This is a genomic window from Erwinia sp. Eh17-17 (genome assembly GCF_039675725.1).
Taxonomy (GTDB): domain Bacteria; phylum Pseudomonadota; class Gammaproteobacteria; order Enterobacterales; family Enterobacteriaceae; genus Erwinia.
On record NZ_JBDFQT010000009.1, the window covers coordinates 62,034 to 75,366 of the forward strand.

Consider the following 13,333-nt stretch of genomic DNA (forward strand, 5'->3'; position numbering starts at 1 on the left):
ATGTCAAAGAAATGGAAAGTGAATCTCGCAAATTGGTGTCTGGAGCGTTATGTTGTTAAACATGGTCGTTTGCAGAAAAAAGAGAGTTTCGATAGTCGTATGGAGTTTGATAACATTGTTATCTATTCTACGACTGCGCTAGGTGATTTTATGTTTAATACACCTGCCATACGTGCGATTCGCGAAAGATATCCTCAGGCACATATCACTCTTGTCGCTCATAAAAAAAATAGTGAACTGGTTGAAAACGGCGCAGACTATGATCGGGTTGTGTACTGGGACAATAAAATAAAAACAGTGCCTTCACTGGTAAGGGAGTTAAAAGAATTCCAGCCAGATCTGGCTGTTATTCTTCACTCTCACCTGCCTTATGATGTTATTAGCGCTGTTATGTCCGGGGTTAAATATATCATCCGGGATAACTACAGTTCAGGGATTAGCGGACTTGAAAAGTGGTTAACTAACTATGTTTTCCATTATTATGGGCATTTTGTTCGCCGAAAGTTAGAGTTAATATCAGTACTCGGTTGCCGTAGTGATGATCCCACCATGTTCATTCCTTCGCCTTATCAGGCGGGAAACCGGGACCCGTCACGCCTGACGATAGGGTTTCAGCTTGGGGCATCAACGGAATCCCGTTGCTGGCCAGTAAAGCATTACGTGGCGCTGGCAAATAGACTTATTTCTCAGATAGAAAATGTGCGCTTCGTTCTTATTGGTGGCCCAACTGATGTCGGCAAAGCGAATCAGTTTATGCAACAGCTGGATGAAAAGGATAGAGGCTCTGTTGAAGACTGCATCGGAAAAACTGGATTGCAGCAGCTGATCACGACAATAGATAGTTTTGACCTGCTTATTACGGGAGATACCGGGCCGTTGCATCTGGCGGTGGCGCTGAAAGTGAAAACTATTAGCCTGTTTGTCACGGCTGATCCACGTTCAACAGGCCCCATTCAGGACACTGAGCTGCACCATATCATGCATAAGTCGCGTACAGGTTATACGCTGCCGCTTGAAGCAGAAGGTCCTGTGGGGGTTATTCAGCCAGAGGACGTCCGCGACGCAATATTTTCACACTTGCAACTGCGTTAATCCAGAATCAGGATTTATGAGAGTAAGTTCCTGATATCTTCTTTAGCGTCAGACGCACTTTGGAAAATAGCGTGTCTATCTGAGGGTAACGCATCTGGCAGACGGTTTTAGTTGATACGGCGGTACCTGAGCAGATATTAGCTGCCGCCCTCAAGGTTACAATCGTATCTTTATGATAATAATAATAACCATATAGCGCTTTTGACATATTCTTTACTTCACCAAAGCAGTTAACAATCATTCTTGCTGCCAGGCCTCTCAGTTCCTGATTGTCAGGCTGCTTCTCTGCGGCCAATATCATTTTTTTGATGGCGAAAAGCATATCTTCAATATCTTGTTTCTTTATATTCCGCGTGATGCCAAAGTAATTATCACGATAGAAGTATAATTTTTGATTAATGCGCCCAATTCGTGTTGTTTTGAAGTATATGAAAGGTGCAAATATGACATCTTCATAACGGCGGCCAACTTCAAACCTCTCATTTTCAAGAATATTTCGCTTGTAAATGCGGTTCCACAGGTGCCACATTGATCTTTCGAAAAGGATTTCAAGGCAGTTTAAACCTTTCTGCTCAAAATTATATCTGACACAAGGTGTATCTTCAGCGATATCGGACTCACAGGGTTGAGACGTAAATTTTTCATAGTCAAAATCGATAAGATCGAATTCGCCTGACTCCAGACACGGCCTGATGGTTTTCATATAATGGCGACTCAATATGTCGTCACCATCAAGGAATGTTATGTACTGGCCATTTGCATTATCTAGCCCAACATTTCGAGTAAAGGCGATGCCGTGATTACTTTGCGTAATAAGCCTGGTATTAGTATGGGGATGGTTTTCAAGAAAAAGACGAACTAACTCGCCAGACTTATCGGTTGAGCCATCATCTATCAGTATAATTTCAATATCATCAGCAATCTGCCTGAATAATGACTCCAGGCAGGGGGTGATAAATTCTTCGTTATTAAAAAATGGAATTATGATGCTTAATAGAGGTTCAGGTTTAGACATTGTCATCTCTGTACCTCATCTTGGGGTCTGTTAGCCAGTATGCAGATTATCATACTGGCTAAGAAGGTGGTAGTGTACTCAAGACTAAAGAAAAGAACATCACTTAAACCATATATTATCAGTGATAATGAAACGCCTAAAAGCATTACATTTTTTTTGTTTTTAAACGATAAAGCGATCAGGCTACCATAGAAGGCGAGCAGTAAAATAACCCCCCATACTCCTTTAAGAGAGTAAGTTTCCAGTATTTCGTTATGAAGATGAACGGTTAAATAACGCTCTGCATTATAGAGCTTCGGATCTGCACTAATGATTTTCCTGGCTTCTTCCGCCCTTTTTTCTGCAGACTGTCCAAGGGGCGCGGTGTTACCGGTTCGAACGGCGACAATTTGCATCCAGACACGCGAGAAGATGGAGTTTTCAACTTTAGTGTTGTCCATCAGGCTTATATTGTTGTGGAAATCGTTAATTCTCGTTTCAATTTGCTTTTTAAATATTAATCCACTGATAACCAGGAGAACAGGGAGCAGCAGCAGAAGCATTCTTTTCTGCTTAGGATTGATTAAATCTTTTGTCGCAATGATTGATATTATAATGATAACCGGGTAGGCAATCATCGATGCTCGAGTGCCCGTCAGAATGAGTGCGGAATAGGTGAAAATAAATGCAGCTGCATAGATTAAAATGCCGTAGCGGATGCGTAATGATATTATTGATTGCATCATCACGAGACTCGTAATGGTAATGATGTAAGCAACGATAGTTGCACGATCAAAATTGAGAATGACGCGTGGTTCGTTCAGCCACAAACCTTGATATAGCGCATAGCCACTGACAATGATCCCTGCGAAAATCCCAGTAAAAATCGCTATTTTTCTGGTGATTGTTTTATCATTTAATGCAAAAAGCATAATAAACGATGTTGCGATTTGTATTCTGGCGGTGCTCATGTAAGCACGATATATATTTATGTACTCATCCTGCTGCTTATAGATGGCTACCCAGATAATCGTTGTGCAACCTAAGAGCAGTAATGACATGGACGTTAAGAGATTGAATTTATTATTTTTATAATGTCTGAAATTTAGCACTACCAAAATAAATGCAATATAGCTTGAAAGGTAAAAAACATCCCTGCCTATTTTTAGATCGAATGGCACTGTGCAGAATGCAAATACGCACCCCAGATAGATAAAATAGCTTGAAATTGTCTGGAACCGTTTCCCTATAAGCATAGATTTCTCATCCTGGTGCTATTAATTTTCAACATAAAATTTTAGTGCCATATCAAATTCTTCTTTAAATGCATTATAGCTGAAATTTTCTAAAGAGTAGTTTTGCGCATTTTGGCTAAATTTTCTGTATGTTTCCAGTGGGAATAGACTTTCCACAGCGTCTGCACACAAAGTATGTGATAGTATTTTCGGCTCAACCAGGCAATCATCATCTGGACTGTAAACCTCATAGGGGAAATCAACGTGTATCCCAGTGAGTGCTTTGTGTTCTTCAATGGATACTGTTGGTGTAATACCTAAACCACATATGCCATTTTTAACGACTTCTGGTTGACCATCAATGACAGGGAAAATCACAGGTAACCCATAATATAATGCTTCCATGCAGGACAGACCAAATGGCTCTGTTACGGGTGTGCTCAAATAAATATCAATACGATTGAAGAAATCGGCGACATTGTGTTGGAATCCACTAAAAATGACTCTGTCACCAAGATCTAATTTCTGTACCAGTGCTTCAAATTCAACTCTGTCAGGACCTTTTCCTGCTATCTCCATGGTGACATCGTGCCCACGGCGAACCAGTTCCTGCATTGTTAACAGTGCTACACTTATCCCTTTGAGGGTAACCAGCCTTGATGCTGTACCCAAACGAACAGGGGTGCTGCGCTGCTTTTCTTTCAGGTTAATCCCCGGTGGGGTTTTAATCCGGTTTATCACAACTTTTGTTGGGCAGGGGAGATTAAAACGTAAATCCATTACCCTTTTAGAGGCAAATGATGCGGAGATTACGCCATCTAACATGGAGAAAAAGCGTAAGTTTTTAGCTGACTTTGGATAACGCCATGAGCAGCCATGATCGTAATAAACGAGTTTACTGCGCTTAGGTTTTGCAGCCAGGCCAGGGATGAGATCCCATACAATAATGATATCAGGGTTAACCCGTAAAATTTTCAACTGCAAAAGGTACTTACGCAGAAACTGAGGGCAGCGTAATGACCAGGCATTGATGAGCCGGGTTGCAAAAGCAATTTTCTGCTGTGGCATCTGACGCTTTATTTCTTCGCCGACTTCGTTACTGATACAGATTACATGATTACTGTCATCGGATGTTTCATTGATATATTGCAGAAAAAGGCGCTCAACTCCACCCATTTTCCCCAAATTAATAATATGAAGTTTTTTCATCCTGTAACCTGCATTATCTTGCGCCATATGAGATCAGCGCTCAGTGAAGCCATATTTTTGTCAGTAGAAAGCACAGGATACTGATTCTTCCCGTACCCACCAATCAGCCCCGGATCGGTTGGACCGTACAGGGTAATGTTCGGGCGGTCGAGCGCGGCGGTCAGGTGACTTAAACCCGTATCAACCGACACTACGGCACGTCCACCGGCAAGCGTACGCGCCACCTGTTCCAGCGTCAACTTCGGTAAGACCTCAACAAAGTCAAAACCTTCTGCCAGTCGAAGCGCACGCTGGTGCTCATGTTCTGCGCCCCACGGTAATTTAATTTTTAAACCTGAAGACTGCATTAAGCCGATCAGCTCTCGCCAGTGGTTTTCCGGCCAGTGCTTGTTATCTCGGGTGGTGGCGTGCAGAAAAACCAGATACTGGCCGGCGTCGGCGGGCAGGTCGCGGGTGAAATGCTGCGCGATAGCATAATCGCCAGGGGTGGCGGGCAGTTCATATCCCAGGCTTTTTGCAAACAGCTCACGGGTACGCTGTACGGCATGCTGTTGCTTACTGATTTCATGACGCTTATCAAACCACCAGCTGGCAAAGGGCTCGCGGGCGCTGCGGCTGTCCTGCCCGTGCTTAACGCCCTTTGCCAGCCGTGTTACCAGCGCGGCACTCTTCATCAGTCCCTGGGCATCGATGACCGCATCGTACTCGCGCGACTGGAGCGCGCGTTTAAAGACAACGCGCTCTTCACGCACCTGGCTGCCGAACCAGTGTTTACGCCAGCGACGAATCGCCACGGGTAAAACCCGATCTACCGCCGGGTGCCAGGAGGGGATTTGCGCAAAACCTTCTTCTACTACCCAGTCAAAGCGAATCCCAGGGATCGCCTGCATGGCATCCGTCAGCGCAGGCAATGCGTGCAGCACATCCCCCATGGAAGATGTTTTAATGATCAGAACCCGCATTCAGACTCCAGGCCGTGGGCAAAGCGTTTCCAGCTCGGTCATGACGCGCTCTGGAGTAATATCAATCAGGCTCTGGTGATAGCCTTCACCGGCATCACCTTTGCGAATTTTATGGTAACCCGTAATCAAACGGATCACGCGGGCTTTATCAGACAGCGGCGGAGTGAAGTCCGGGCTGCTCGGTCCGTAGAGGGCGACCAGGGGACGATTAAGCGCCGCAGCAATGTGCATTAACCCGGAGTCGTTGCTGACAACGGCATGGCACGCAGCCAGCAGGGTCACCGCCTGTTCCAGCTGGGTTTCCCCGGCCAGATTGCGGCAGTGCTGTCGTGCATCCTCAGCCAGCGCGGCCAGGATCTGCTGCCCGGTTTCCTGGTCTTTTGCCGAACCAAACAGCACCACCTGGTAGCCCTGGTCAATTAAACCTTGTGCCAGGCTGGCATAGTGGTAATGCGGCCAGCGCTTGGCGGGGCCAAACTCTGCTCCGGGACAGAAACCTATTACTGGCCGTCCGGCGTCGAGACTGAACTCACTGATAGCCGCCTGCTTTTCCGTTTCGCTCACCGCTAACTGCGGCCACAGCAGCGGCTGGGGCAGGTCTGCGGCACTCTGGATACGTGTTTTATCGTACCCCAGCGCCACATAGCGCTGCACCATCAGCGGGAAGGCGGCTTTATCCAGTTTGCGCAGGTCATTCAGTAACCCATAGCGCATCTCGCCGCGCCAGCCGGTACGGCGCGGGATCGCGGCGAAAAAGGGAACCAGCGCGGATTTAAACGAGTTAGGCAACACATAGGCACGGTCATAGCCGTTAGCCTGTAGCATTTTGCCAAGACGGCGGCGTTCGGCAATCTCCAGCGCTCCGTGCCCCAGCGGCATCGCCAGGGCTTCATTCACTTCCGGCATCCGTGACAGCAATGGACGGCACCACGCGGGTGCCATCACATCAATGACCGCTTCAGGATATTCGGCCTTCAGGGTGCGATAGAGACTTTGCGACATCATCATATCGCCGACCCAGGACGGGCCGATAACCAGAATTTTCATTCCCGGACAGTGCCTCTTACGCGTTGCGGTTCAGCCATGCCATATAGTCAGCCACACCTTCAGCGACAGTTTTAAATGGCTTGTCATAACCGGCAGCGCGCAGTTTGGTCTGGTCTGCCAGGGTAAATGCCTGGTAACGGCCTTTCAGTTTTTCCGGGAACGGAATGTATTCAATTTCACCGCTCTGGTGATATTTCAGCGCGGCATCCGCCACTTCCTGGAATGACTCTGCACGGCCGGTACCGCAGTTGAAGATGCCCGATACGGCATTTTCCCAGAACCACAGGTTCACTGCCGCTACGTCTTCAACATAGATGAAGTCACGCTTAAAGCCGTCGCTGCCTTCGAACAGCTTCGGATTTTCGCCGTTATTCAACTGGGTATTAAGATGGAATGCCACGCTCGCCATGCTGCCCTTGTGACCTTCACGCGGACCGTAGACGTTGAAGTAACGGAAACCACAGACCTGTGACTGCGCTTCCGGCAGGATGCTACGCACGTAGTGGTCGAACAGCATTTTGGAGTAGCCATAGACGTTCAGTGGCTCTTCAAACTGGCGCTCTTCGATAAAATCAGAGTTACGGCCGCCATAAGTGGCAGCGGAAGAGGCATACAGGAACGGGATCTGATTTTCCAGGCACCAGTGCAGCAGCTCTTTGGAGTACTGATAGTTGTTATCCATCATGTACTTGCCATCCCACTCGGTGGTGGAAGAGCAGGCGCCTTCATGGAATACCGCTTCAATTTCACCGAAGTCTTCATCTGCCAGCACGGAGATCAGGAAGTCTTCTTTATCCATGTAGTCGGCAATGTTCAGATCCGCCAGATTAGCGAATTTGGTGCCGTCTTTCAGATTGTCTACCACCAGAATATCGGTGTGACCCTTATCATTCAGCGCCTTGATGATGTTGCTACCGATAAATCCAGCGCCGCCAGTGACGATAATCATGAGCTTTAACCCTAAACAGTGGGGTGGAACAGGAGGTTCCACACGCTAATGGTTCATATCATAACATCTCATCGCCAAGTCAGCAGCCAGAGGAGTCTGCAACCGAAAAGCATCGACGTTGTTTTCCGTGATTTGTGCTGCAAAAAACAGATTGTTCCATGCATATCATTACCTTTCTGCTTCAATTCGGTTATCTGTATTGAACCCACTATGCCAGGGAGGATAAAGATGGACCCGACATTCTATCAGCAGCTCAGGGCGCAACTGAGCAGCGCAGAGCAGGAAGGGCTGTTCAAGCATGAACGGCAAATTATCAGTGCCCAGCAGGCCACCATCAGGCTGGCTGATGGCAGCGAATTGCTGAACTTATGTGCCAATAATTATCTTGGACTGGCGAACCATCCTGAGTTAATTGCCGCGGCAAAAGCGGGCATGGATAGTCACGGATTTGGTATGGCGTCAGTGCGTTTCATCTGTGGAACTCAGGACAGCCACCGCCAGTTGGAACAAAAGCTGGCCGCGTTTCTCGGTATGGAAGAGGCCATCCTTTACTCCTCCTGTTTTGACGCCAACGGCGGGCTGTTTGAGACGCTGCTGGGCCCGGAGGACGCGGTAATCTCTGATGCACTGAATCACGCCTCGATTATTGACGGTATCCGCCTGTGCAAAGCGCGGCGCTATCGCTATGCCAACAACGATATGGCTGAGCTGGAAGCCTGCTTACAGCAGGCGAAGTCAGACGGCGCAAACCACATTCTGATCGCCACCGATGGCGTGTTCTCCATGGATGGGGTGATTGCTAATTTGTCCGGAATTTGCGACCTGGCAGACCGTTATCAGGCGCTGGTAATGGTTGATGACTCACATGCCGTCGGTTTCGTCGGTGAGCAGGGGCGCGGAAGCCATGAACACTGTGGTGTCATGGGGCGGGTAGATATTATCACCGGCACACTGGGTAAAGCGCTGGGTGGAGCTTCCGGCGGCTATACCGCGGCGAAAAAAGAGGTCGTGGAGTGGCTGCGGCAGCGCTCACGGCCGTATCTGTTCTCTAACTCACTGGCCCCTTCGATTGTGGCCGCTTCCCTGCAGGTACTGACACTGCTGGCTGACGGGCAGGCATTGCGCCAGAGGCTGCGGGACAATATGAGCTATTTCCGCACGGCGATGAGCGCCGCCGGTTTCACGCTGGCGGGAGCCGATCACGCGATTATTCCGGTGATGCTGGGTGATGCCCGGCTGGCACAGGATTTTGCTGCCCGGCTCCAGCTGGAGGGGATTTATGTCACCGGTTTTTGCTATCCGGTGGTGCCGAAAGGGCAGGCGAGAATACGCACGCAGATCTCTGCGGCTCATACTCAGGCCCAGTTAGAACGCGCCGTGGACGCCTTCAGGCGGGTGGGTATTGAACTGGGAGTGCTTGATCGGGAGAAGGCAGAATGAAAGCGCTGGCAAAACTTCATCCCCGCGCCGGTATCTGGATGATCGGGGATGCCCCCGTTCCTGAGCCCGGACATAACGATGTCCTGATTAAGATCCGCAAAACGGCGATCTGTGGTACCGACGTGCATATCTACAACTGGGATGAGTGGTCGCAGAAAACCGTTCCGGTGCCGATGATCACCGGCCATGAATATGTCGGAGAGGTGGTGGCCGTCGGTCAGGAAGTCGTCGGCTTTCATCCTGGTGACCGCGTGTCCGGTGAAGGACATATCACCTGCGGGCACTGCCGCAACTGTCGCGGCGGGCGAACCCATCTTTGCCGTAACGCGATTGGCGTTGGCGTCAATCGTCAGGGGTGTTTCGCTGAGTATCTGGTGATCCCGGCGGTCAATGTCTTCAAAATTCCCGATAATATCTCCGATGAGCTGGCGGCGATCTTCGATCCCTTCGGCAATGCCGTTCACACCGCGCTGTCATTTGACCTGGTCGGAGAAGATGTCCTGATCACCGGTGCTGGCCCGATCGGTATCATGGCGGCGGCCATCTGCCGTCACGTTGGCGCGCGTCACGTGGTGATCACCGATGTGAATGAGTATCGCCTGGCGCTGGCCCGTAAGATGGGGGTGACACGTGCGGTAAACGTCAGCGAGGAGAAACTGCCGCAGGTGATGGATGAGCTGGGGATGACAGAAGGGTTTGATGTCGGGCTGGAAATGTCGGGTGTCCCTGATGCGTTTCGCTCCATGCTGGCGGTGATGAATCACGGTGGACGCATTGCGATGCTGGGTATTCCTCCATCATCCATGTCAATTGACTGGAATCAGGTTATTTTCAAAGGGCTGTTTATCAAAGGGATTTATGGCCGTGAGATGTTTGAAACCTGGTACAAGATGGCTGCGTTGTTACAGTCCGGCCTCGATCTGACCCCGGTGATTACCCATCGCTTTCACATTGATGATTTCCAGCAGGGGTTCGATGAGATGCGCTCCGGGCATTCGGGGAAAGTTATCCTCGACTGGAACTGACTCAGGCATACCCGAAGTTTATCCGGGCTGACCCTGTTTCGGTCAGCCCGGCGGAGCGATCGGAATAACAGGCCTGACGCTACGGCACCTGCTTCCCGAACAGATTTTTCTTCAGGTTCTGCACCAGCGGGCTGTTGCTGATGCTGTCACTGATGACCTCCAGCGCCCGCGTTGCCGGGACGGGCTGAACGGTCACTTTACACACCTCAACCCCGTGGAACGTATTGCGCGTTGGTTTGACGGGTTTAGCCTTGCTGTCCGGAGCTGGCGGGGTAGTGCTGCCTCGCTGCGGTTCGTTGAGCAACTGGCTCGGGCGCACCAGCGTAATATCTGCGGGCAGGGTGGGCAGCATCTGCTGCAGGACTCTGACCGTCGAAGGATGAGGGTGGCCGATGGCGATGGCGGAACCATCGCGCTGTGCCAGACGTACCGCAAGGCTAAACTGCTTGCGGATATCCGCTTCATTCTGAGTGTCATCAAGGAACACCCGGCGTTTGATTACTTTGACACTGGTCCCGGCTGCGGCCCGTGTGGACTGGCTGTTACCGATAGTCATGCTGTCGAGAAAATAGAAATTGTAGCGATCGAGCACCTGCATCACTTTCTGCATTCCCGGCAGGCTGGACGTCATCGCGCTGCCCATATGGTTATTGAGGCCGACCGCAAACGGCACGTCGGCCACCGCTTCACGAATAATACGGGCGATCTCGTCCGGAGACATATCCGGGCGCAGGGTATCTTTTTCCAGCGGCTGTTTGCTGAGGGGAGCCATTGGCAGGTGGATCAGGACTTCGTGACCTCGCTGGTGGGCTTTGGTTGCCATTTCGCGTGCGTGTGGTGCATTGGGCAGCACCGCGACGGAGATGGCGGCTGGCATCTGCAGTACCTGGTTTTCCTGAGCGGGACGATAGCCAAAATCATCAATGACAATCGAAAGCTTACCGGCATAAACCGGACTGGATAACAGCAGCGCGACCAGCAGGCCGCTGAGTTTTCGACGTTGAAACAACACTTATCTTCCTAACCACGGTTGTGGATTAACGGCCTGTCCCTGACGGCGGATTTCGAAATAGAGCGACGGCGTACCCCGGCCACCGCTGGTACCGACCAGCGCAACAGGCTGTCCTGCCCGTACCTGGGTGCCTACGCTTACCAGCGCACTCTGGTTATAACCATACAGACTCATATCGCCTTTACCGTGCTCAATGACTACCACCAGGCCATAGCCCTGGAGCCAGTCAGCCATCAGCACCCGGCCATCGGCGATCGCCTTAACTTCAGTGCCTTCCGGGGCATCAATCACCAGCCCTTTCCAGCGCAGTTCACCCTGCAGCTGTTCGCCGAACCGGTGTTCAATCCTACCACGAACCGGCCAGACGGCCTGACCGGAAGGCTGGCCCAAACCACCGGTGCGCGACATCAGCGATCGCTCACTGTCGGTCGGTTTATAAGTGCTGCCTTTGCGCTTTGCCTGAGCCTCGCGCTGACGGACTTTCTCTGCCTCACGCGCTTCACGCTCAGCGCGTGCTTTCGCTTCCCGTTCAGCTTTAGCAATTTTGTCCTGCAGGCGACTTTCGTTCTGCCGCAGCTCAACCAGCTGCGCCTGATCTTTTTCCAGCGAGGATTCCAGAGTGGTCAGCGTTTTCTTACGTGCCTGGCGCGCACCTTCCAGCTTCTGCTGCTGGCTCTCCTGCTGGCTTAACAGCGATTTTTGCTGCGCCTGTTTATCCACCAGGCTGGCTTTCTGTGCCGACAGATCGCTACGCGTCTGCTTTAAGGCCTCAATGGATTTTTGCCGGGCGTCGTTCAGGTAGCCAAAATAGGCCAGCATGCGTTCGCTGCGCTGGCTCTCTTCACCGCTGAGAATCAGCTGTAAACCGTTATGCTGCCCCTGACGGAATGCGGCATCCAGCTGCTGTGCGAGGATCTCTTCCTGCTGTTTCTGCTGCTGCTGGAGTTTACTGATAGAGGCGTTCAGGCTGGCAATGTCTTTATTGAGTGTTGTCAGGCTGGACTGGGTGTCACGCAGCTGACGGCTGGCCTGCGCAATGATTTTTTCCTGGCTCTGCAACTGGTCGAGAAGCTGGCTGCGCTGTTGCTTTTGCAACTGTACACTTTTCTCTTTAGCCGCAATATCCTGTTGAATACTCTGAAGTTGTGATTTGTTATCTTCCGCTGCCAGTGCAGAAAAAGAGAACAACAATGCGCCGGTGCAAAGCGCACTGACGGCCAGGACGGACAAGCTTGCACGTAATGGCGGAACGCTAGCCGATTGATTACGCGGGGTCCATGAATGTAACACTGTCGCTTTTTCCCTCATATCTGCGGATTATTCCACGATGAACAGCAGCTTACCAGCCATCTCTGAGTGGTTTTCTATTTCCGTCAGTAACAGTTTCGGCCCGATCGCGACCGCAGCCGCGAGCCAGCAGCCTTTGCACCGGCCGGCCGGTGCAAAGCGTTAAAACCGGCAGTTGCACAACATTCCACCGCTTAACTTCGCCGCAGTACCATCACAGGATAGCCTTTTTCACTTAAGGCAACTTTTTTTTGTCATCTGTCGCAGAAAACATAACTCTGAAGGGCTTCTCGACTGTACATGACACTCCTGGCAGGTATACTCAGAAGCCTTATTTTTAGCTTATTAACCCTTTCGGGAGTTGTTACCCCTCATGCAAGATATTATGCAGTTCGCAGGCAATCACACAATTTTAGGTCTGGCGTGGGTTGTTCTGCTGGTTCTGGTGATCGTGACCACCGTTAAGGGCATGTTCTCCAAAGTAAAAGTAATCAGCCGAGGTGAAGCCACCCGTTTGATTAACAAAGAAGAAGCCGTGGTAGTGGACGTGCGTGGGCGTGATGATTACCGCAAGGGCCATATTTCTAACGCGATGAACGTGCTGGCAGCAGATATTAAAAAAGGCAGCTTCGGCGAGCTGGAAAAACATAAAGCGCAGCCGCTGATCGTCGTGTGTGCAACCGGAACGTCTGCATCTGAATCAGCCAATAAGCTGAATGCAGCGGGCTTCGAGCGGGTCTACGTGCTGAAAGATGGCGTATCCGGCTGGAGTGGCGAAAACCTGCCGCTGGTTCGCGGTAAATAAAGAGACTGGAGTGCTGGCATGGCAAACGTTGAGATCTACACCAAAGCGACCTGTCCTTTCTGTCACCGTGCGAAAGCGCTGCTGAGCCAGAAAGGCGTTAAGTTCCAGGAAATCCCCATTGATGGTGATGCACCTCTGCGTGAAGTGATGATAAAACGTAGCGGCCGGACGACCGTTCCACAGATTTTTATTGATGAACAGCACATCGGCGGCTGTGACGACCTCTTTGCGCTTGAGAGTCGTGATGGCCTGGACCCGTTGTTAAAATAAGGAAGG

Annotated in this window: 13 protein-coding genes; 5 read left to right on the forward strand and 8 right to left on the reverse strand. The window is 50.6% G+C overall.

The window, feature by feature from the left end; genetic code table 11:
* Positions 1–1,092: a glycosyltransferase family 9 protein gene (locus ABEH87_RS18785; RefSeq protein WP_346578672.1), complete on the forward strand. Its 1,092-nt coding sequence runs from the start codon at positions 1–3 to the stop codon at positions 1,090–1,092.
* Between the two features lie 7 nt (positions 1,093–1,099).
* Here the strand turns inward: ABEH87_RS18785 and ABEH87_RS18790 are convergent, their stop codons facing one another.
* Genes ABEH87_RS18790 through rfaD form a run of 6 tightly spaced genes read right to left on the reverse strand, consistent with a single transcriptional unit; the run spans position 1,100 to position 7,488 of the window.
* The gene (locus ABEH87_RS18790) at positions 1,100–2,107 is read right to left on the reverse strand and encodes a glycosyltransferase (RefSeq protein WP_346578674.1); all 1,008 of its coding nucleotides are present in this window, start codon (positions 2,105–2,107) and stop codon (positions 1,100–1,102) included.
* A 2-nt stretch (positions 2,108–2,109) separates the two neighbouring features.
* Positions 2,110–3,342, reverse strand: a complete 1,233-nt coding sequence (locus ABEH87_RS18795) for an O-antigen ligase family protein (RefSeq protein WP_346578567.1) — start codon at positions 3,340–3,342, stop codon at positions 2,110–2,112.
* Positions 3,343–3,363: 21 nt separating this feature from the next.
* Positions 3,364–4,530: a glycosyltransferase gene (locus ABEH87_RS18800; RefSeq protein ID WP_346578569.1), complete on the reverse strand. Its 1,167-nt coding sequence runs from the start codon at positions 4,528–4,530 to the stop codon at positions 3,364–3,366.
* Positions 4,527–5,492 carry a lipopolysaccharide heptosyltransferase RfaC gene (gene rfaC, locus ABEH87_RS18805; protein WP_346578571.1) on the reverse strand — a complete coding sequence of 322 codons (966 nt, stop codon included), beginning with the start codon at positions 5,490–5,492 and terminating at the stop codon, positions 4,527–4,529. The genes ABEH87_RS18800 and rfaC overlap by 4 nt, the downstream gene beginning before the upstream one ends.
* Positions 5,493–6,539 carry an ADP-heptose--LPS heptosyltransferase RfaF gene (gene rfaF, locus ABEH87_RS18810; RefSeq protein WP_346578573.1) on the reverse strand — a complete coding sequence of 349 codons (1,047 nt, stop codon included), beginning with the start codon at positions 6,537–6,539 and terminating at the stop codon, positions 5,493–5,495.
* 16 nt (positions 6,540–6,555) lie between these two features.
* Positions 6,556–7,488, reverse strand: coding sequence for an ADP-glyceromanno-heptose 6-epimerase (gene rfaD, locus ABEH87_RS18815; RefSeq protein WP_346578574.1), 933 nt, complete (start codon positions 7,486–7,488; stop codon positions 6,556–6,558).
* Between the two features lie 228 nt (positions 7,489–7,716).
* Between rfaD and kbl the strand changes: the two genes are divergently transcribed.
* Complete coding sequence (kbl, locus tag ABEH87_RS18820; protein ID WP_346578576.1) at positions 7,717–8,928, forward strand: glycine C-acetyltransferase; 1,212 nt, start codon at positions 7,717–7,719, stop codon at positions 8,926–8,928.
* Complete coding sequence (gene tdh / locus ABEH87_RS18825) at positions 8,925–9,953, forward strand: L-threonine 3-dehydrogenase (RefSeq protein WP_346578578.1); 1,029 nt, start codon at positions 8,925–8,927, stop codon at positions 9,951–9,953. The genes kbl and tdh overlap by 4 nt, the downstream gene beginning before the upstream one ends.
* 79 nt (positions 9,954–10,032) lie before the next feature.
* Here the strand turns inward: tdh and ABEH87_RS18830 are convergent, their stop codons facing one another.
* Together ABEH87_RS18830 and envC are read right to left on the reverse strand one after the other, a co-directional pair.
* Positions 10,033–10,962 carry a divergent polysaccharide deacetylase family protein gene (locus ABEH87_RS18830; RefSeq protein WP_346578676.1) on the reverse strand — a complete coding sequence of 310 codons (930 nt, stop codon included), beginning with the start codon at positions 10,960–10,962 and terminating at the stop codon, positions 10,033–10,035.
* Positions 10,963–10,965: 3 nt separating this feature from the next.
* Positions 10,966–12,273 (reverse strand): murein hydrolase activator EnvC, encoded by a 1,308-nt coding sequence (envC, locus tag ABEH87_RS18835; RefSeq protein WP_346578579.1) that lies wholly within the window; start codon positions 12,271–12,273, stop codon positions 10,966–10,968.
* A 352-nt stretch (positions 12,274–12,625) separates the two neighbouring features.
* On the opposite strand from envC, the gene ABEH87_RS18840 reads away from it, so the two are divergent.
* A complete protein-coding gene (locus ABEH87_RS18840) occupies positions 12,626–13,057 on the forward strand; it encodes a rhodanese-like domain-containing protein (protein WP_346578581.1) in 432 nt (143 codons plus the stop codon).
* Between the two features lie 18 nt (positions 13,058–13,075).
* Positions 13,076–13,327: a glutaredoxin 3 gene (grxC, locus tag ABEH87_RS18845; protein ID WP_346578583.1), complete on the forward strand. Its 252-nt coding sequence runs from the start codon at positions 13,076–13,078 to the stop codon at positions 13,325–13,327.
* The last annotated feature ends 6 nt before the right edge of the window (positions 13,328–13,333 follow it).